The sequence below is a fragment of the Motilimonas cestriensis genome (genome assembly GCF_021295315.1).
GTDB classification, from domain to species: Bacteria; Pseudomonadota; Gammaproteobacteria; order Enterobacterales; family CBDFNC01; genus Motilimonas; species Motilimonas cestriensis.
Genome location: NZ_JAIMJA010000033.1, coordinates 1 through 18996 on the forward strand (window position 1 = coordinate 1; position 18996 = coordinate 18996).

The 18996-nt window shown below is 41.8% G+C and carries 21 protein-coding genes and 1 pseudogene; 18 read left to right on the forward strand and 4 right to left on the reverse strand.

Going from position 1 to position 18996, the window contains the following annotated elements; translation table 11 throughout:
• Window position 1: 1 nt before the first annotated feature.
• Window positions 2–259: a hypothetical protein gene (locus K6Y31_RS20170; protein WP_233054834.1), complete on the reverse strand. Its 258-nt coding sequence runs from the start codon at window positions 257–259 to the stop codon at window positions 2–4.
• Window positions 260–263: 4 nt separating this feature from the next.
• On the opposite strand from K6Y31_RS20170, the gene K6Y31_RS20175 reads away from it, so the two are divergent.
• Both K6Y31_RS20175 and K6Y31_RS20180 read left to right on the forward strand, forming a co-directional pair.
• Window positions 264–2120 (forward strand): cysteine peptidase family C39 domain-containing protein, encoded by a 1857-nt coding sequence (locus K6Y31_RS20175; protein ID WP_233054835.1) that lies wholly within the window; start codon window positions 264–266, stop codon window positions 2118–2120.
• Window positions 2121–2135: 15 nt separating this feature from the next.
• A complete protein-coding gene (locus K6Y31_RS20180; protein WP_233054836.1) occupies window positions 2136–2810 on the forward strand; it encodes a hypothetical protein in 675 nt (224 codons plus the stop codon).
• Window positions 2811–3298: 488 nt separating this feature from the next.
• On the opposite strand, the gene K6Y31_RS20185 is transcribed toward K6Y31_RS20180, so the two are convergent.
• Window positions 3299–3451 (reverse strand): hypothetical protein, encoded by a 153-nt coding sequence (locus tag K6Y31_RS20185; RefSeq protein ID WP_233054837.1) that lies wholly within the window; start codon window positions 3449–3451, stop codon window positions 3299–3301.
• Between the two features lie 14 nt (window positions 3452–3465).
• On the opposite strand from K6Y31_RS20185, the gene K6Y31_RS22205 reads away from it, so the two are divergent.
• The 6 genes from K6Y31_RS22205 to K6Y31_RS20210 all read left to right on the forward strand — a co-directional run bounded on the left by K6Y31_RS22205 (window position 3466) and on the right by K6Y31_RS20210 (window position 7759).
• The gene (locus tag K6Y31_RS22205) at window positions 3466–3660 is read left to right on the forward strand and encodes a reverse transcriptase domain-containing protein (protein ID WP_345790278.1); all 195 of its coding nucleotides are present in this window, start codon (window positions 3466–3468) and stop codon (window positions 3658–3660) included.
• Window positions 3657–4538, forward strand: coding sequence for a reverse transcriptase domain-containing protein (locus K6Y31_RS20190; protein ID WP_345790279.1), 882 nt, complete (start codon window positions 3657–3659; stop codon window positions 4536–4538). Before K6Y31_RS22205 ends, K6Y31_RS20190 begins: the two co-directional genes overlap by 4 nt.
• 182 nt (window positions 4539–4720) lie before the next feature.
• Window positions 4721–5317, forward strand: a complete 597-nt coding sequence (locus K6Y31_RS20195) for a transposase (protein ID WP_233054838.1) — start codon at window positions 4721–4723, stop codon at window positions 5315–5317.
• A 40-nt stretch (window positions 5318–5357) separates the two neighbouring features.
• The gene (locus tag K6Y31_RS20200; RefSeq protein ID WP_233054839.1) at window positions 5358–5690 is read left to right on the forward strand and encodes a hypothetical protein; all 333 of its coding nucleotides are present in this window, start codon (window positions 5358–5360) and stop codon (window positions 5688–5690) included.
• Between the two features lie 550 nt (window positions 5691–6240).
• Window positions 6241–6552 carry a helix-turn-helix domain-containing protein gene (locus K6Y31_RS20205; RefSeq protein ID WP_233054840.1) on the forward strand — a complete coding sequence of 104 codons (312 nt, stop codon included), beginning with the start codon at window positions 6241–6243 and terminating at the stop codon, window positions 6550–6552.
• The gene (locus K6Y31_RS20210) at window positions 6545–7759 is read left to right on the forward strand and encodes a type II toxin-antitoxin system HipA family toxin (RefSeq protein WP_233054841.1); all 1215 of its coding nucleotides are present in this window, start codon (window positions 6545–6547) and stop codon (window positions 7757–7759) included. The genes K6Y31_RS20205 and K6Y31_RS20210 overlap by 8 nt, the downstream gene beginning before the upstream one ends.
• A 26-nt stretch (window positions 7760–7785) precedes the next feature.
• Here K6Y31_RS20210 and K6Y31_RS20215 read toward each other — a convergent pair whose 3' ends face one another.
• Together K6Y31_RS20215 and K6Y31_RS20220 are read right to left on the reverse strand one after the other, a co-directional pair.
• Window positions 7786–8139, reverse strand: a complete 354-nt coding sequence (locus tag K6Y31_RS20215; protein ID WP_233054842.1) for a hypothetical protein — start codon at window positions 8137–8139, stop codon at window positions 7786–7788.
• A gap of 141 nt (window positions 8140–8280) precedes the next feature.
• Window positions 8281–8790, reverse strand: a complete 510-nt coding sequence (locus tag K6Y31_RS20220) for a hypothetical protein (protein WP_233054843.1) — start codon at window positions 8788–8790, stop codon at window positions 8281–8283.
• Between the two features lie 709 nt (window positions 8791–9499).
• Here K6Y31_RS20220 and K6Y31_RS20225 point away from each other — a divergent pair.
• From K6Y31_RS20225 to K6Y31_RS20270, 10 genes and pseudogenes are all read left to right on the forward strand, one after another.
• Window positions 9500–10162 carry a hypothetical protein gene (locus K6Y31_RS20225; RefSeq protein WP_233054844.1) on the forward strand — a complete coding sequence of 221 codons (663 nt, stop codon included), beginning with the start codon at window positions 9500–9502 and terminating at the stop codon, window positions 10160–10162.
• A gap of 476 nt (window positions 10163–10638) precedes the next feature.
• Window positions 10639–11291: pseudogene (locus K6Y31_RS20230) on the forward strand (transposase family protein).
• Window positions 11292–11565: 274 nt separating this feature from the next.
• On the forward strand, window positions 11566–12081 hold the full coding sequence (locus tag K6Y31_RS20235) for a tetratricopeptide repeat protein (RefSeq protein ID WP_233054845.1): 516 nt from the start codon (window positions 11566–11568) through the stop codon (window positions 12079–12081).
• Window positions 12082–12116: 35 nt separating this feature from the next.
• Complete coding sequence (locus tag K6Y31_RS20240; RefSeq protein ID WP_233054846.1) at window positions 12117–13268, forward strand: tetratricopeptide repeat protein; 1152 nt, start codon at window positions 12117–12119, stop codon at window positions 13266–13268.
• Complete coding sequence (gene fliQ, locus K6Y31_RS20245) at window positions 13261–13524, forward strand: flagellar biosynthesis protein FliQ (protein ID WP_233054847.1); 264 nt, start codon at window positions 13261–13263, stop codon at window positions 13522–13524. Before K6Y31_RS20240 ends, fliQ begins: the two co-directional genes overlap by 8 nt.
• Window positions 13525–13567: 43 nt before the next feature.
• The gene (locus K6Y31_RS20250; RefSeq protein ID WP_233054848.1) at window positions 13568–14350 is read left to right on the forward strand and encodes a flagellar biosynthetic protein FliR; all 783 of its coding nucleotides are present in this window, start codon (window positions 13568–13570) and stop codon (window positions 14348–14350) included.
• 65 nt (window positions 14351–14415) lie between these two features.
• A complete protein-coding gene (locus K6Y31_RS20255; protein ID WP_233054849.1) occupies window positions 14416–15462 on the forward strand; it encodes an EscU/YscU/HrcU family type III secretion system export apparatus switch protein in 1047 nt (348 codons plus the stop codon).
• A gap of 51 nt (window positions 15463–15513) precedes the next feature.
• Entirely contained in the window at window positions 15514–17559 is a 2046-nt protein-coding gene (locus tag K6Y31_RS20260; protein ID WP_233054850.1) for a flagellar biosynthesis protein FlhA, read from the forward strand.
• On the forward strand, window positions 17559–18239 hold the full coding sequence (locus K6Y31_RS20265; RefSeq protein WP_233054851.1) for a flagellar hook-basal body protein: 681 nt from the start codon (window positions 17559–17561) through the stop codon (window positions 18237–18239). Before K6Y31_RS20260 ends, K6Y31_RS20265 begins: the two co-directional genes overlap by 1 nt.
• Window positions 18239–18994, forward strand: coding sequence for a flagellar hook-basal body protein (locus K6Y31_RS20270; protein ID WP_233054852.1), 756 nt, complete (start codon window positions 18239–18241; stop codon window positions 18992–18994). Before K6Y31_RS20265 ends, K6Y31_RS20270 begins: the two co-directional genes overlap by 1 nt.
• Window positions 18995–18996 lie beyond the last annotated feature (2 nt).

Sequence of the window (18996 nt, forward strand, 5' to 3'; positions counted from 1 at the left end):
GCTACAACGGCGCAGAGAGCTTCAAGCCGTATAATGAAAGTGACATTTTAGGGGACATCAACCCCAATGCCATTGCGCCGCCGCCACCGAGTAAGAGCTGTAACCCGATAGCGATGATAGTGATGGCCGTGGTGGTGGCTGTGTATACCGCAGGGGCTGCGTCGGGACCAATAGCGAGCTTAATCGGCGGGAGTTCAACGGCAGTAGGCACGGGTACATTTGCTACTGGGCTTGCAGCATTGGGAGGAGGTGTTGGCACACCAATGTCTGCAGGCGTGGCCGTATCGGCTGCCGCTGTTGGTGGTGCGGTGGGCTCAGCCGCTTCGCAACTGGTTGGTAAAGGCCTTGGTGTTGTAGACGATTTTTCTTGGCAGCAAGTTGCCCTTGGTGGCTTAGGTGCAGGTGTAACAGCAGGGTTAGGCGCTGCGGCAGGGGTCGGCGGCGTGTTTAAAGCGGGTCAAGATGCAAGTTATAACACCATGCGTTTAATGGGCAATGGCATGGTGCGCAGCGCCGCGAATTACGCCACGAACTACATGGGCAGTAAGGCACTGGGTATGGATGCCTCATTTAGCTGGACTAATTTAGCTGCTTCAGTTGGGGGCTCGGCATTCAGTACGGGGCTTGCACAAAACTTACCAACAGCATTCCAGGGCGTAGTGGGCGATACCTTAACCGGTTTCGCGGGTGCGGCAGCGTCATCGGCCTTGCGCGGCGAGTCGTTTGGTGACAATGCCGGTGCGTTTATGGTGGATGCGTTTGGTAATGCGGTGGGGAATATGATTTCTAGGCAGATGTCATTGCCGACGGTCAATCCGAATATAACAGCAAAAAAGTTAGCAGGAGAAGCAGGAATTGAATTTGGGCATAACGTATCTACAGTAGGTGGAGTTGGACCAAATGCCACAGAAGAAGAGCTCATGGCTTATATTGCTGCCGTGCGGAAAAACGCTGACATTTTAGACTTAAAAGAAGGCTCCATATTTGATCCTGCAATGCTGGCTAGAGTTCGAAGCAGCAATGTGCATGAGCAGTTCTGGCCAGGGCCAAGTGTACCGATTATTGATGATCCTGACTTGGTGAAAAGTCTGAAGTTAAGAGAAACGGGGGGGAACTCTCAGGAATCAAGTTATATTTATATGGTCAATGACAATCAGAATGTTGCTGATGCGATGGCTGCTTTCGTATTACAAATGGGTGAATATGATGATCTAGGTGTCTCGCAAGGTTTACAGTTGATCCTAAGCGGTGAAAAATATGTTGATATATCGGGGGTTGTTAACAATAGCATTGCAGCAGTCGCAAATGATTATGCTGCAACATTCGGGTACAATTTCTACGAAATGGCGAAAAAGGAAGGGAACGGTTTCTCGCTGAGTAAAGGAGCCTACAACATAGCGGATGGTGTGCTGAGTACATGGTATTCTGCTTTTGATGCTAAACTTCCAACTTTTATGCAGGGGCAAGCGCTTGGCGAAGTAGCAATGAGCGTTTTTGGTGCTGCAGGGGGAGTAAATAACTTCCTTACGAAGAGATTGAATATCGCTGGAAAAGCTTCTGCTAGGACCATTTTTGATGGCTATGATCCGTCAACTAAATTTTATCCGCAGTATAAAAATCGAAGCGATGCCTATACTACGCGGCGCAACCTGAATCAGCTGGGAAACATGATATATCCAAGAGCTTCATGTGCAACCACTTGTGGTTCAATGGTTGCGGATACATTGGATATAAGTGTGTCCGCAGATAAGCTTTCAAGTGCTTTACGGAGTAAGTTCAAATCGGATGGCTCGGGTTTACAGTTGGCTGATGTTGCTATTGCGTTGAGGCAACATGATATTAGTGCGAGGCCAATTGCGGCTCCGGGCCGTGTTAAAATGCATCAATTGGAAAGAGCTATTTCTGAAGGGCACCCTGCTATTGTTGGTTTAGACATTGGTGTAAGAGCAAATGGTACAAAAGTTGGCCATGCAGTTGTACTTGACCAGATTATTAGGCCTGCTGGCCAAAGTCGTCTATTTAAGGTGAGAGATCCTGCCTTTGGAAAATCTTATGTTTATACAGAGGAAAATTTCAAGTTTTTGTGGGGTAATAGGGGATTAACAACAAAACCAAGATAGTAGTGGGTAGATAAAATGATAGATGTTAGAGATGTGTTGATTCATCCTGAAAAGTTTGATGGTGATGTAGTAACTGTAAAGGGACGCTTATATTCTGGTGGTGAAAAAACCTCGTTTATTGTGCCTTTATATGGCGATGATAGAATTGATGATAGGCTGGAGATTCATGATTATTCTTTGTTTTCTAGGTTAGATAAGACCTGTGAATGTCAGTATGGTGGTGATTGGTTGTTTGCATCTGAGAGTGAGCTTAGGGGGCGAATAATAGCTGAAGATGGTAGAGTTTTTATAGACCAAATCAGCGAGATTGTTTATATCGTAGCTGATGGTAAATATAAATATTTTATTCCTTCAGAGGAACGGGAAAAATGCCTGAAGGATAACTTAAGCTCTATCTGTACTGGTAGAGGTATTGAGATAGAAGGGCTCTTTAGGCTCATTGGTAACAAGGCTGATGTAACTTCATTACAGGGTGATGAAAAGGGGGTGCCCATATTGCAGGATGATATTGTGGATATAGTCGAATGCAATTTTTTGGGTGCCAATGATGAAGATAATTATATAGAACAAGTGAAATTGATTGCAGATGTTGTTAATAAGGGTGGGGTATTATCAATAATCAAGATTCACGAGTTTTATATTGATTATGGCTTTGTGATTATAAATATAATAGGGAAAGGTAGGCTGTAAAAAGATCAGGGTATCCATAGCGGATAGGTAGGGTATACCAAAATAACGGGACATCCAGTGCGCCGAGCTAAATCGGTAGAAAATTGGAGGTGAAAGTCCTCTGACTGGTAAGACCTAGCAAGTCGCCAGTACCCCGAGTCATGGGCGGCGTGCCGTGAGGCACGCGGTTAAGCGTTGACAGGGGAAGCCATAGGCTAAGTATTGTGCTGCGTAATCACCCTTTATGTGTGTTGACCTTGTTGGATGAAGGGGAAAGCAATATAGACCTGAGGCGTTATGCGAGTTTCAGGCTAACACGTCGCAGTCGTAGACCTTACGCATGTGGTGATGTCTTTTATGCGGAACTCGGGAGGTCTTGTCGTTAGCTTGCGGAGCAGGCAGCAACTAGGAAGCGAAAGTGTATAGCTAGTTGCCATTAACGGCAAGAAGTCGGATCCATTCATAGTAGTGAGGAAGCAGACGAACAATCATGGTCAGTGTTTAACGCATTACCCTTGATTGCTTGTTTCAGGCGTTCTACCACCTGAACAAACAAGCGGCGAAGGGCGTGGACGAACAGGACTGGCATAGCTACGCCGAAGGGCTAGCTCAGCATTTGCCACGTCTGCATCAGCAAGTGCAATCGGGGCGCTATCGAGCATAGGCGATCAAACGCGTGTGGATTCCCAAAGCGGACGGCTCACCGCGACCGATTGGCATTACCAGTATCGAAGACAAAATTGTGCAGCAGGCGGTGGTCTGGGTGCTCGAAGCCATTTATGAGCAAGACTTTCTTGGCTTTAGTTATGGTTTTCGCCCAAATCGCAGTCAGCACCAAGCGCTCGATGCGGTATACATGGCCATTGTGTGAAAAAGGTGGGGTGGATCATTGATGCCGACCTCAAAGCCTTTTTCGATACGCTCAACCATGACTGGATGACGAGGTTCTTGGAGCATCGTATTGCAGATCGGCGTGTTTTACGGTTAATCAAAGGATGGTTAACCGCGAAAGTACAGGATGGTAAACAGAGCCAAAAGAGCAGCCTTGGCACACCGCAAGGCGGTGTCATTTCGCCTTTGCTTGCCAATATCTATCTGCACTATGTGCTGGATTTATGGGTACAGCAATGGCGTAAACGGCGCAGCTGTGGTGACGTGTACATAGTGCGCTATGCCGATGATTTTATCATTGGCTGCCAATATCGCGATGATGCAGAAGGGCTGTTGCATGCAATTAAGCAACGCTTTGCCAAATTTGCGCTGAGTCTCAACGAGCAGAAAACCAAGCTGATAGAGTTTGGTCGCTTTGCCCGTCAAAACCGCGCGCAACGCGGCCAAAGCAAGCCTGATACCTTTGACTTCTTAGGGTTTACCCACGTGTGTGGCGAAGCACTATCAAGTGGCAAGTTCATGCTCAAACGGTACACCATTAAGAAGAAAGCGCGGGCTTTTCTTGCGCGGGTAAAACTCTTTATCCGCAATGGCATTTGCTACTCACCCTATGCGGTGGGGAATAAGCTAAAGCAAATCCTAACGGGGTACTTTAACTACTTTGCCATACCGGGAAATCAAGCGCGTATCGGCATGATACGCACCGAGGTTTGCAAATATTGGCTGAGAACCCTCAGAAGGCGGAGCCAAAAAGGACGAACGTTCAGTTGGCGCCGACTCAAAGGATTAGTGATGCTATTTATCCCGCATACTCGAGTGAGGCACCCGTACCCGAACCAACGGTTAGTAGTTAAATAATGCAGTCACCTTAGACTCAATGTAGGAGCCGTATGCGTTAGTAGCGCACGTACGGATCTGTGCCGGAGGCCTGATCTTTAGGAGTTATCTCTTTAGATCAGGGCTTTACGGCGACCCTCTTTTTGCGCTAACTCACATCCTGAGCCATAGTTTAAAAACCACTTATGGAGCAGGATGTGGCCATGACTTTACCTCGCGGGCAGTTGATCTGCCCTGAATCAACGCCTTACTATCATGTCACCAGTCGCTGTGTGCGCCGTGCTTTTTTATGCGGCATCGATCACTACACCCAGCAGAGTTACGGACATCGCAAGCCGTGGGTGTTGGATAAACTAAAGCAACTGGCGGACATTCTCACCATCGATGTCTGCGCTTACGCCATTATGAGCAATCATTACCATTTGATATTGCACATTAATTTGTCTGAAAACCGCAATCTATCTGATAGTGAAGTTGCAGCGCGTTGGCAGCAGCTGTTTGCCATGCCCATGCTGGTAGATGATTGGTTAATGGGAAAAGAGCAAACAGGTGCAGAGCAAGCGGTAGTGGCTGAATTAATTGCTGAATGGCGCAGTCGCCTTAAAAACATGCGCTGTTTAAATGAAGACATTGCGCGCAAGGCCAATCAAGAAGACCGCTGCAAAGGGCATTTTTGGGAGGGGCGCTTTAAAAGCCAAGCCTTACTGGATGAAAAGGCCCTGCTTACCTGCATGACTTACGTTGATTTAAACCCCATCCGCGCCGATATGTGCCGAGCAAGAATTTACCTCGATTTATGAGCGTATTCAGCAATTTAAAGCGAAGCAGAATGACCAGATTGTGAAATCCGAGCTGTTACCCTTTGAGCGCCAATTCGATACTCGCCAACCTCATAAGATCCCGTTTTATTTTGAAGAATACCTGCAACTGGTTGATTGGACGGGGCGTGCTATTCGAGACGATAAGCGCGGCTATATTCCCGCCGATGAACCCAAGTTATTACAAGAGCTGGGTATTGAACAAGATAGCTGGTTGCAACTGGTCAGTCACTTTAGCCGAAGTTTTGGCTGCGCCGCAGGCAGTTGGGAGCATCTGACTGCCCACAGTAGAAAGGCTGGCCACTGCTGGACGCGAGGACAAACGGCATGTAATCGACTGAGTGGGTTGGGATAATATTTTCCGCAGCACAAACTAACTGCGTAACTTGCTTAACAGGCAGGATTGCTCACCCCTAAAAATCACACATCCAGTCAGAACTACGGATTTCTAATAACATTGTAGCCAAACCTTCCATCCATTAATGAATCAGCAGCGAATCCTTACAGCAGATCTAGCCTTTTTCGCTGGCTTTTTGCGCCATCAAATAGCTTGATTATTTAGATGGCTGTCCGATATTTTCTTTGATGGTATTAAGAGGAATTTCGTCACTGTGTCACTATTTCTTTAGATAGCCACGTAGATTTAGCCTAAGTTTCAATCTTTATTGTCACATTTGGCCTCTGGTAGCCACAATAGAAACGAGCTTCGGAAGTAGAAAAGTTTCAAACTTTAATGTCATTTAACAATCATGGGCATTTACCAATTTTTCAGAATATCTATATGTAAAAGCATATCAATATATACATTTTGATGTGCAATAATGAATCATATTTGTGTTCTTTAAAGTAGTTTGATATAGTTTTATGTATATTTTTTCTTCCTTGATGCATTAAGGTGTATCGAAATGAGCTATGTAACAGAGCAGATAATAGAAAGCCTTCGAGAAGCTCGGATACAAAAGGGGCTTAGCCAGAGAGAGTTGAGTGCAATTTCGGGTGTCCCGCAAAGCCATATATCGAAAATTGAATCTGGTAATGTTGATTTAAGAGTGTCGAGTTTGATCACTCTTTCTCGTGTACTCGACCTAGAGCTATTTGTCGCCCCTAAAAAATATGTGCCGGCTATCAAGTCGATTATCCGCAGCAGCCAAGGCATTAATGATGACGGTGAGCAAATGTCGCCTGCATACAAGATAGAGGAAGATGACGATGACTAATCATGTTTCTACGCTTAATGTTTTACTCTATGGTGAGGCTATTGCAACAATCACCAATGTAGGCAACGACAGAACGCTTTTTGCCTTTATGGATTCGTACATAAATGACGAGTATCGGCCCGTGTTAGGGCTTGGCTTTAAAGATGCATTAGGGGGCTTACTAACTAACTTCAAGCCTACTCAAACTAAATTAACCCCATTTTTCTCCAATCTTCTGCCAGAAGAAACCATGCGCAATTACTTGGCAGAGCGTGCCGGTGTTAACCCTGCGCGGGAGTTTTTTCTATTGTGGGTGCTGGGACAGGATTTGGCAGGGGCGATCACGGTTGAACCTGCTGATGGTGAATCGTTTCCACCTAATGCACATAAAAGCACTGAAGATGAATCGAAAATTGAAGCCCCTATGCGCTTTTCATTGGCGGGAGTGCAGTTGAAGTTTTCTGCGGTGCAACAGGCTAACGGCGGTTTGACCATCCCCGCGACGGGTCAAGGTGGCTCTTGGATTGTGAAGTTGCCATCGTTTCGATTTGAAGCTGTGCCAGAAAATGAATATTCGATGATGCAATTGGCTCGAATGTTGGGGATGGATGTGCCAGAGGTGCAACTACTTTCCATCGATGAGATAGCGAATATCCCAGAAGGGATTGGCAAATTTGGTGGCAGTGCGTTTGCTATCAAGCGCTTTGATCGAGCTTATGGTCAAGCAATACACATAGAAGATTTTGCCCAAGTGTTTGGCGTGTACCCTCAAGACAAATACAACAAAGCCAGTATGCGCAATATTGCTCAGGTTATCGGCATCGAAGGGCAAAAAGAGGATATAGCAGAGTTTACTCGTCGATTGGTGTTCAATACCCTCATAGGCAATGCTGATATGCACTTGAAGAATTGGTCTGTCATTTACAAAGACAAGCGCACAGCATCGATTGCGCCTGCTTATGATTTTGTCTCGACCATTCCTTATATCCCCGATGATAGTGCGTCATTAAAGGTGAGTCGTAGCAAAAAATTCGGCGACTTCACCCTAGATGAATTATCACACTTAGCCGCTAAAGCCATGCTGCCGGAAAAGCTGGTGTTAGATACTGCAAAGCAAACAGTAGCAGGTTTTCATGAAGTGTGGGCGAAGGAAAAAGCGCACCTACCGTTAACCAAGTCGATGATTGAAGCTATCGAGAGACACTTACGAAATATACCGCTGCGATGATCGGGCGAGGGTTTACGGCGAAAATGTTAATCGTAAGCCACCTGACCGTTTTGCTCTAACCAGAATAACCGTAATCTTGGGTTGTTTTTGGGGTATATGTAACCAGACAAATTGTTGTCAAAGCCCCACTTGCAATAACTCGTATTGAAGTCATTGGTATCGATGCCGCTAATCCTCTGATGTAGTAGCTTAAATTCATTACCTAGACGACATTTCCCCTTCATTAATGCCGTTGAGTAGGTGCCATCGTAATTGTTAAAATCAATACGCTTGTAAACAGCACCTTTGTCACCGATGTAATAGGCTGCAATGCCGACAAAAATAGTCATAATCAGCAACACCAAAGAAACCAAACCAAAAACTTTTAGAATAATTTTCAACGAGTAACCTGAACCCTGTTAATGTCATTGGTAGACATTACTGTTAATGAAGATGAGTGACCACATATGAAACACTAAAGCCCAAGCTATTTCGGTTTTTATCCCATGATTGAGACAGAAGCTAGGCTTAGCCGGGTAAATTTAACGAACAATAAATGTACGCTCTACCCTTTTAAGTTTACAGAGATTGCTTGAGAGTCCAAATTCAACTAAGTCGATTTCAGATAAGAAACGTCCACGCATCCTTTCATGGCGTGCTGCGGCTATATAACGCCCAAATCCAGAGGTCGTACAGATAGCGATTTGCTCATCCGTTGAGAATCCAGTGAAGAGAGTTTCAAGGTCCATTAAGCCAAGTTTGTGCAACTCCAATAATTCATCCGTTATTGGGGGTGGCGGAGATGGAATAATGCGCTGTTTCAACAATTCACTATCCACACTGACACTGCCAAGCAATGCGACTGCAGTAGCCCGTTTCACTTGTTGCTCGGTATAACCTGGTAACTGCTTTTGAAGTTTATCTGTAAACAGCTCGAAGTTATGGGCATTAACAATTGCACAGTCGAGCTTACTTTCAGCGCGCCCTTTGATCTGACGGATAAAGTGTTGCCAGTGGTCAAAATCAAACTTTGCCCCCCATAGGTCAAGCACTTCACTCGACTTTGGTAGAGCATGTTCAGAATACTCTTTGAGGCTAAAACGAAAAGCTTGAGCTTGTTTCTTGACTACGGTGACATTGGGGTGATTAAGGTTAGGTATAATAATTTTCCTTTTAACGGCATCGGCTTGCCACTAAACCTTTCAGCCAAAAGAAAAAGTTAACAATCTTGAGAGTTTGTTTTACCGAGTGTGGCAGGTCGGGTGTTCACTCACCGCAAAACAAATTCTATATAAATAACAAAGTCAACAAGTTAGAAATGGATATAGAAAGACGATCATTATGCCATCATGCAAAACATACCGAACTCCTACCAACACGCCACACACCCACAAAAAACAAACCCAAAGCGATCGCGTTACCCATGCAAAACCGCTCTTTCACCCTCACTTCCCGTTTCATTTTTCGCGTAAGGCCATGGTCACACCGGGACAATAGCAATCCCTCATGGGGTTTATTCTGGCTCTTTTGGGATTTATTTTGTTTTGGGTTGGGGCAAGGCGTTCAAACGCTGAGCTTGAGATTGAGAAGGGAAAAAAGGGGGAAAAGCTTGTTTAGTAGGGTGGTGCGTTGGGTAGGTAATGTGCTTTAGTGGGATGACGGCATAAATTCTAGAGTGTCACTTAATTGTAAACATATGATGAAGTAATTATAATGACAGCTTCACCCATCAAAAATATTAAAACGAGTTCAGGAACTGTAATGAAAAAGACCATTATAAATGCTGCTGTGTTCACTTCTGTATTCATGGCAGCAACAGCCCCTGTTATGGCGGAAAATGTCAAAATATCTCTAAACGATCTATTCGCAAATGTGTTGACAACCGACGAGGATAAAGCGCAGTCAACACAACCTGACATTTCAAAAAAAGTGTCACCTATTAATTCTATTGAAACAGTGAATAATCTTGCTGCTTGGCAAGAAGGTAATGCTACCGATCCCAATAAAATTCTTTACGTCACCATCGATCCCCGTTGTCCATATTGTAAATTAGCTTACGAAAACCTACGCCCTTATATCAAAAAGGGTATGACAGTCCGTTGGATTTCCACGCAAGCACTCGGCAGATCACCAAAAGCGGCTAAACTATCCGCAGCTGTATTAAGAGGAGGTCCAGATGCTCACAGCATCATGACTCATACTCTTAGCCATTTGACGAATAATGCCCCAGTGACACAAAAAGAGCAGGAACAAATGAAGCAAAGTCTTGATTATTTGTTTGCCAGCTTCAAAGAGAATCCAAGTGTTGGTTCACCAGGCGTACCTGTTGCATATTATGTGAATAAAACTGGTGACTTTAAAATGCTGAAAGATCTATCTGAGGTTAGCGTGGTAAAGCAAGTAGTCGCTGACGGAAATTTCTAAGAGCTAATTGGGACTAAATGTAACAAAAACCCCTATATATGAGGGGCTTTCGCCGAGTTAAAACTATTTTCAATAACTCGGTATTCAGAACGTCCTTACCGCACATTGGCTTGACCGAGTGAAACTAGGTGACGAAGTGTCATGCTAACGCATGTCTGCTGCACTCTTTAATTACCGTCATTCTACTCATTTTGAGTCGGATTTCGACTATTTTTCGCGTCGCTACGTGCATGGAAATGAATTTTATAGGCTTCTGGTCGCTGGATTTTACCTCGTTGGCCTGAGGCGTATCAAGTTAAGCAATATAGCTGAGTTAAACATATGTCTTGTAGATAATTAGCTAGATTACGAGGGAAAAAGGCAGGGCACGATCGCGAACGTTTTTTTAAGCAATCACTCGGTTTTATTTGACGCCTAAGAACGATCGTGATCTTACGTGAGTATGAGATGTATCTTGAAGCTTTCACTTTAGCTCCATCGCTGACCAACGTCAATCTGCTAAAGTAACTTATCCTCTTTATGATGTTCTGTTTGTGACCTTAGCTTATATGGAGTTATTGCTGGTGCTGAAGGTGGTCAGAAATTCACAACTATGCTGAAGTGGTTTAAAGGGCATGGCTTTCTCGTTGATTGCGTACCGGTTGACGACACGATAGCACGTATTGCTTCGAGGATTGACCCCGAACAGTTTCGACTATGTTTTATCAACTGGATGGTCTTGTAATTGAAGCTAATAAAGGCAGAGTGAAAGGACGTTTCTACCATGTTAAAGAAGCTGGCACTATCGCTGATGATTTCCTGACTAACCACAGCTGAAAAAATTAGGGCTAAGCATGAACTTCAGGCAGATAAAAGGGAAAGAAATTGAGCTTACATTCCGCTATTACATCAGTTCAGCCTCGCTAGCTCATTTGGGCATAGAAATAGTCTACATTGGGTATTGGATGTCATCATGAACGAAGATAAGTGCCAAATTTACCAAAACCACGCCGCTGAGAACTTGGTCATGTTGCGCCAACTATCATTGATATATGCTATGGGCTGAGTCTTTCAAGGGCAGTATCCCAGCAAAACAAAAGCGAGCATGGATGAAACAAGCGTCTTAAAGGCTGTGTTAAGTGCGGGATAAAGTCAGCAGTTCAAAATATATGCATTCATGCGGTTGCTCCGGTTTTCAATACAGTTCATCTGCTCTAACAGCTTAGGCTCGTAAGCGACAGAGTTTCTTGGATGCTTTGCCCGAACAACAAACCTTTCACTATGTTTTATCAGCCCATTGGATGACTCTAACTTTGATATTTTATAAGTTTTATTTGATTAATCGCTATTAACGTTTTTCTTTACCCTTTCTCCATAGTATATTAGCGGGAAAAATCAAGGGCACTTTTGAAGGACTTATGTTAATGAAATTAGAACTGTTTGAAGCAGATGAATTGATCGCATTGGCCGCCATCAATTTAGAGAAGGAAGAGCTTGGCCCTGCACTTGAAATATTAAACTACTTGAAACAGCAGAAATTGGAATCTGATGAGCTTGACAGCATGCTTGGCAGTATTTACGCCAAGCTACAGTTGTTTGATAAGGCCGCTCGGCACTATCGGGCATTACTTGATCGTTCTCCAGATCGCCTCCATGAGAAGTTTCAGCTAGGAATGGTTTATCGTGAAATGAATGATACCGTTTCGGCATTATCATACTGGGAGCAAGTGCTCGAGTTATCGCCTGATTACCCCCCTGTCTTATTCCACAAAGGGACTTTATTACTGATAAATAATGATGTTGAGTCTGCTAAACAATTATTAATTCATTTGATAGATGTAGCTGATAAAGATAATTATTATGTTGAGCGTGCCCTAGAAGTTCTAGATGAAATAGCTAATACTGCTGAACTTGTGCCTGAGATAGACTCTGTTCATTAACAAAAGTTACATCATAAAAAATACATGAGTTGTTTATGGTTGAAAAAATAGAAAAATATAAATCTTATTTGTCTTCTGACCCTGGAAATCTAATCCTAGCTCTGCAGTTGGTTAAGTTGATTTCTGAAGAAGGAACCATAGATGATGCTCTAAGTGTACTAGCTCCATTTAAAAGTGAAGTCAATGATGACGCTGACGACTCTATTGTTAGAGAACTTACAAGTTGGTTTGCTTGCTTATACTTAGCAAAGAGAGACTATCAATCCGCTATCAAATATTATGACATATTAACGAAATCGAAATCTTGTGAAATCAGTTTCTTGGTCAATGGAGCATTGGCTCATTACCAGTTAAATGATTTTAAAAATGCGCTAAGTCTACTTGAACGGGCAAATAGTGATGCTCCTGAACATCATATATTAAAATCTCGTTGCTTGTACAACGAGGGTGATATAGCCGCTGCAACTATGGTTATTGAATCCTTATTACTTCATTGTGAACCACAATGCGTAGCTGAGGCGGAAGGACTGTTTTCTATGTTGTTAATGGATGCGGGCGAATACGAACGCGCAAATGAACTTGTCATAGCCGCACTTGCAAAAGATAAATATCAAACAGATGCATTGATCTCTCAAGCAACTTTAGCGCTATACGAACTTGATATTGTCAAGGCTGATGCTGGTTTTACTGCACTACTTCAATCTCATCCTAACAATGGCCGGATTTTAGCGATGTTTGCCTTATCTTTGCTATATCAAAAGCAATATGCTCGAGCTGAACAAGCCTTTTTAAAAGCTGTTCAATTGATGCCTAATCACGTCGGCACATGGGTAAACTTAGGTTGGTGCCAGTTTGCTCTAGAGAAGTTTGACCACGCTGAAAATAGTTTCTACAAAGCCGTGGAGATTGATAGGAGTTTTGCCGAAGGGCATGGTGGGCTTGCCGTTGTAGACTCTCACTTTGAAAGATGGTCACAAGCCACCAAAAAAGCAAAAAGGGCAATTAGACTGGACCCTCAGTCTCCCTCAGGATGGTATGCCCAAAGTTTGATCTTGGCTAATGAAGGCGAACAAGCCAAGGCTCAAGCCATAATAGATAAACTTCTAACATACCAGTCTCAGGTTAGCCAATTGTCAATAGCTGGAATTTTGTTGAATAAAGCTGCACCAGGTGCCTTGGATGGATAAAGATGCTGCAGGCTTCTTACTTTCGTCGATGTTGGAAACTGCCTTTACTGTATGCGGTCCGGTTTTGGCTGTTGCGTTAATAGTTGGAGTATTAATTAGTATTTTCCAAGTCGTGACACAAATACAAGAAATGACGTTAACATTCGTCCCTAAGATGATTGCTGTTGCGTTGGTAATTATGTTGCTATCTAACTTTATGCTGTCAGAATTAAATAGATTTACCATAAGCATGTTTGAATATGCAGCGAGTTTATAATTCATTATGAGAATGCTTACTGCATATACTATTTTGGGGCTCTGTGGAACTTATAAGCAACTTTCCTGATCTTGATAAATATGTCGTCGCTTTTTTTTTGATTATGTGCCGTCTAACACCTGTATTAGTATTTAAAAGTATTAATCCTATTTCAATGTTGCCAGCGCAAATTAAATTATATCTAACGCTTATTTTTTCGTTTGTTATACTGGTTGCGACTAAGAATGATATTGAAATTAGAAACTTTTCCTTTAATACGTATGAAGAGTTTTTTTTTAGTCTAAGTGTTGAGTTTCTTATAGGGCTTACTTTTTGGTTTGCACTACTTACTGTATACGCGGCTGTTTATACAATGCTAAAAGCTCTAGATATGCAAGTGGGTTTTAATCCTATGGGGATTTTTAATCCTTCGATGAATGATAGTGACCCAATCCTAACTAGAGTGATTATAATTTTGTTATCACTACTATTTTTCATTCTAGATGGGCACTACAAAATTTTGACCTTGGTAACGGAAACGGTTAGGTTAATACCACTTAATTCTGGCTATGGAGAAATTAAACTTTCAACGTTAAGCCAGTTATTAAGTTCCCAATATATATTAGCAGTCGTGCTTGTATTGCCTATTATTATTGCAATATTTTGGATTGATTTAATCTTGGGCCTATGTAACAAGATGATGCCTCAAATTAATATTTATTTTGTAGGTCTGCCTCTTAAAATTGCAATCGCTATGATAGCGTTAAGCTTTTCTGCTGGACATATCATAAGTATTGGTGAATCAATGTTGTTAAAAGTAGAACACTTTTGGAATTCACTTTATTAGAGCGATTCATAGGTTTTATATAATGTTCGTATTTTTTGTAAATTTGTAGCTGATAAAGGATTAATATGGCTGACTCAGGGCAGAGTAAAACAGAAAATGCGACACCTCATAAGCTTAAAAAAGCAAAAGAAAAAGGTCAAATTTCACGGAGTATGGATTTTAGTGCTTTAGCCGGACTAGGCATTATTCTGCTTGCTGTAGTTTTTGTTATCCCTGGGATTTTATTACACCTATCTGTTGCGTTAGTTGAGACTTTCAAAGCCGCTCCCTATGCTAAAATTGAAGATTTAGGCTTGATTGTATATTCGTTATCTGAAGTTTTTATTATTGCGATCGCCCCAATTTTTTTACTTGCATTAGTCGTAGGTATTAGTGTTAATTTTTCACAAACAAAAGGAGTTTTTAGTTTTTTCCCACTAACCCCAGATATTAAAAAATTGAACCCTATCAGTGGTTTTAAAAAATTATTCTCAGTTAAGTCTCTTGTTGAACTAATAAAAAATGTCCTAAGGCTAAGTGCTGTCGCCCTACTGATCTATTACATGTTTAACCAAGAAATTTCAATATTAGCACTAAATTTTAATCTAAACCCTATGGATGGGTTAGCTAAGATGTATGACCTAATGGTCAAAACAATTATTCTATATATATTAATTATGTTGCCATTTGTATTGTCCGATGTGATATTTCAGAAGTGGTTTTTTTTGAAAGAAATGCGTATGTCGAAGCAAGAAGTACAAGACGAGTACAAGAATCAGGATGGTGATCCTGCTGTAAAATCAAAACGCAGAAAATTACAAAACGAGTTGAGAGAGAAAGCAAATTCTTTAGCGGTTGTGCCACAATCCGATGTTGTTGTTACAAACCCGACATTTTTAGCTGTTGCTCTTAGATTCGATAGAGAGTCTATGGTGGCCCCAAAAGTAATATCAAAAGGGAAAGGGGGCTTTGCTCACTCCATTCGAAGTATTGCTAAAGATAACAAAATATTAATGAAACAAGATGTGAAACTAGCTAGGGCAATTTATAAAACCACAAATATTAACTCAGAAATACCACCTGAATTGTATGATGACGTAGCTAAACTTTATCGTTGGGTTTATAGCCATTAGCTACATCGATACTAATCGATTCTATTAATGACACAAATTTTAGGAATATAGATGTTTAAGCAGGAAATGCTGAAAAATTGGCACAGTAACTTATTTATCTTAGGGGTTGTTTTGATCCTTATGGTTATTTTTTTACCGATTCCGCCAGCATTGTTAGATGTATTACAAATTCTTAATTTTAGCATCGCTCTGCTTATTTTATTACTGACATTCTGTATTGATAAACCTCTTAGTTTTTCTACATTTCCGTCGATTATCTTGATTGCTACATTATTTCGGCTGGCTCTAAATATATCCGCTACTAGATTGATTCTTGGCGAAGGCGATGCAGGAGAGGTTATTGGCGCGATTGGTTCATTTGTTGTGGCTGGAAACTATGTCATTGGTTTTATTGTATTTATTATACTTATCGTTGTTCAGTGGGTTGTAGTTACTAATGGCGCTCAAAGGGTAGCTGAAGTTGCGGCTCGATTTACTTTAGACAGTATGCCAGGCAAACAAATGGCCATTGATGCGGACCTAAACATGGGCTTGATTGATGCAGAGGAAGCGAAGGAACGACGCTCCAATATAGAACGAGAAGCTAACTTTTATGGTTCAATGGATGGTGCAACTAAGTTTGTTAAAGGTGATGCTATTGCCGGCATCATTATTATTTTAATTGATATAGTCGGTGGTCTTGCCATTGGTGTTATGCAAAATGGTATGGAATGGGGAGATGCACTTGCCAAGTATTCGTTATTGACTATAGGCGATGGTATTGTGACACAAATACCGTCGCTGATTATAGCTGTCGCAACGGGTATTATTATTACTAGAGCTGCAACTGATTCTGAGCTTAGTAGGGAAATAGGTAAACAAATTGCCGCTCATCCACGTACTCTATTGATGGTCACGTTTGCATTATTTGTAGCTCTTTTTCTTGATGGCTTTCCTGTGTTTCCTATCATTCTTATTGGCTCTCTTTTTGCCTTAACATCCTGGTGGGCAATAAGAGCACAGAAAGATACACAGCCTACAGAAACAAAAGAATCTCTGAGTGAAAGAGAGGATCTTGGCGATTTGATAAAGGTTTTTCCAATTGAAGTTCGTGCCGGGTTGCAATTAAAAACCAAAATAGACTCTGATGAATGGACTATTAACTTACGACTAGAAGCGCTTAAAAAGCAAGTCGCATTGGAATATGGCTTAATTTTACCCTCAATTATATTCAAGGCTGATAAACAATTAAGCGTTGATGCTTACGAGATTCACTTACAAGGGACAAAATACGGCAAAGGTGTCATAAAACTTGACAAGATAATGGCAATTACCACGCAAAAGTTGGATGGAACCCTCATAGGTGAAGAAACTAAAGAGCCTGCGTATGGGTTGCCTGCAGTGTGGGTTGATAATGAGAACAAAGAGTTAGCATTACAAAAAATGTTTACATTAGTTGAGCCTGAAATGGTCTTATTTACTCATTTGTCTGAATTAATAAAGAATAATCTGTATGAACTTGTAACTAGAAAAGAGGTTGAATCGATTCTGGCTCGGGCTAAAAAGGATAATGCATCCTTAGTTGAAGAACTTGTTCCAAATACGTTAACTCCCGGAGATATTCAGCGAGTACTTCGATTATTATTGAAGGAAAAGGTCAGTATTAGGTATGTAGAGCTGATCTTAGAAGCTTTAGCTGAAAGTTCTACGGAAGGTAAAGATGCAGAAAAGTTAACTGAACGGGTAAGAGAACGCCTAGCTTCTAGGTTGTGTGATAGATATTTAGATGAAGATGATTACTTAAATGTTATTACTATTACTCCACAACTTGAGGGGAGACTAAAGCAGCTACTAGTGTCAGGTGGAGAAAGTGGAGTTGACCCGAGGGTTGTGGACTCAACAATAAAGCAACTAATGAAATTTACTGAAGCAATGATAACAGAGGGAAAAGAACCTGTGTTGTTATGTACTAGCTCTTTACGCGCGCCATTACGAAAAGTCATTGAGCGTGTTATCCCTAAACTTGCAGTTATTTCTGCACAAGAAATAAACGGCGTAAAAAATGTTAGAACTGCTGGAAAAGTTACTGATATAGCTACGAGTCTCCCGGGGGCATAATGGATGCGATTGAAACGATCTCAGCTTCAATAACTCGAGATCTCAATAAGATTAATACTGTGAGTCAAAATACTTCTAATGTAAGTAGCAATGGTTTTAAATCGCTACTAGTAAACAATGAGTTGAATAATCATCTTCAACCTCTTGCTAAGGTGCTGAATTTAACACAAGGAGCTCTTAAGCAAACGGGTAGAAGCCTCGACCTTGCATTACAGGGAAATGGTTTTTTCGCCGTGAAACAAGGTGGAGAAATTTACTTAACTCGTAATGGGAGTTTCCGTGTTGGTGCAGATGGTTATTTGTTAACTCAAGCTGGGGAGCGCGTTCAAGGAAGAAATGGTGATATTGATATCTCGGGTGGGAGAATAGAAGTCATGGCAAATGGGATTATTACGGTTGAAGGTCAAGAGAGGAATTCCTTTTTAATGATAAATCCGCCAGCTAAGATCCGTCCTTCAGATGTCCGAGGAGATAAGATCTATCTTAATGAAGCAAAAGGGTTATCGATTGATGAAAAAACTCAAATTAAACAGGGTTTTTTGGAGTCATCTAATGTCGATTCCGCAAGAGAAATGCTCTTGTTGATGGAAACAAGTCGACATGTTCAAACAATGCAAAAGTCACTGCAAGCATATGAACAAATAATGAATAAAACTGTTACAGAATTAGGTAAAAAATAATGATTGAAGCTTTAGCAAATGCCGAGTTGGCTTTACGCGCTCACCAAAAGCATATTGATATGATTTCTCATAATATTGCAAATGTGAATACTCCTGGGTTTAAGACTAACAAGCCTGTCTTTAATGCTATGATCGGGAGTGTTACAACTGATAATACTGCAAACCCTGCAGGGGCGGGAGTAGAGTTAAGTAATGCAATGTATCGGTTTACTGATGGTGAATATAAATTAACTGCCAATCCACTTGACATCGCTATTAAAGGGGCCGGGTTAGTTGAAGTTGAGTTAGCTGGAGGTGAAGTGGCGTATACCCGCTCAGGTTCACTAATTAAGTCTCAAGATGGTTCCCTCGCTACAAGCTCTGGGCATCGTTTATCTGCAAATATTATTATTCCATCAGATGTCACAGAGTTTGAAATTACATCAGATGGCTTAGTTCTTGGTCGTTTCTCTGGCGAGGCTGAGCTAGTGGAACTCGGACAGATTGAACTCGCTATGTTTGACTCATATGAATCTTTGAAGCCACTTGAAGGTGGCCTGTGGGAACGTACAGACGACGCAGGCCAGTTGAATTTTGCACGGCCTGGTGAAGATGGTTCGGGGTATGTTTTACAAGGATATACGGAACTTTCAAATGTGAATATGATTGAAGAAATGGTATCTCTTATGTCGGCCCAACGAGCATACCAATTGAACTCAAGAGTCGTTCAGATTAGCGATCAACTTCTAGAAACAATCAATAATTTAAGACGATAACT

Coding starts and splice junctions, on each gene's coding strand:
- K6Y31_RS20175 (WP_233054835.1), top strand. CDS start 264: ATGTCTGCAGGCGTGGCCGTATCGGCTGCCGCTGTTGGTGGTGCGGTG.
- K6Y31_RS20265 (WP_233054851.1), top strand. CDS start 17,559: ATGGATGCGATTGAAACGATCTCAGCTTCAATAACTCGAGATCTCAAT.
- K6Y31_RS20255 (WP_233054849.1), top strand. CDS start 14,416: ATGGCTGACTCAGGGCAGAGTAAAACAGAAAATGCGACACCTCATAAG.
- K6Y31_RS20185 (WP_233054837.1), bottom strand. CDS start 3,451: ATGCTCGATAGCGCCCCGATTGCACTTGCTGATGCAGACGTGGCAAAT.
- K6Y31_RS20180 (WP_233054836.1), top strand. CDS start 2,136: ATGATAGATGTTAGAGATGTGTTGATTCATCCTGAAAAGTTTGATGGT.
- fliQ (WP_233054847.1), top strand. CDS start 13,261: ATGGATAAAGATGCTGCAGGCTTCTTACTTTCGTCGATGTTGGAAACT.
- K6Y31_RS20240 (WP_233054846.1), top strand. CDS start 12,117: ATGGTTGAAAAAATAGAAAAATATAAATCTTATTTGTCTTCTGACCCT.
- K6Y31_RS20235 (WP_233054845.1), top strand. CDS start 11,566: ATGAAATTAGAACTGTTTGAAGCAGATGAATTGATCGCATTGGCCGCC.
- K6Y31_RS20260 (WP_233054850.1), top strand. CDS start 15,514: ATGTTTAAGCAGGAAATGCTGAAAAATTGGCACAGTAACTTATTTATC.
- K6Y31_RS20270 (WP_233054852.1), top strand. CDS start 18,239: ATGATTGAAGCTTTAGCAAATGCCGAGTTGGCTTTACGCGCTCACCAA.
- K6Y31_RS20205 (WP_233054840.1), top strand. CDS start 6,241: ATGAGCTATGTAACAGAGCAGATAATAGAAAGCCTTCGAGAAGCTCGG.
- K6Y31_RS20210 (WP_233054841.1), top strand. CDS start 6,545: ATGACTAATCATGTTTCTACGCTTAATGTTTTACTCTATGGTGAGGCT.
- K6Y31_RS20225 (WP_233054844.1), top strand. CDS start 9,500: ATGAAAAAGACCATTATAAATGCTGCTGTGTTCACTTCTGTATTCATG.
- K6Y31_RS20195 (WP_233054838.1), top strand. CDS start 4,721: ATGACTTTACCTCGCGGGCAGTTGATCTGCCCTGAATCAACGCCTTAC.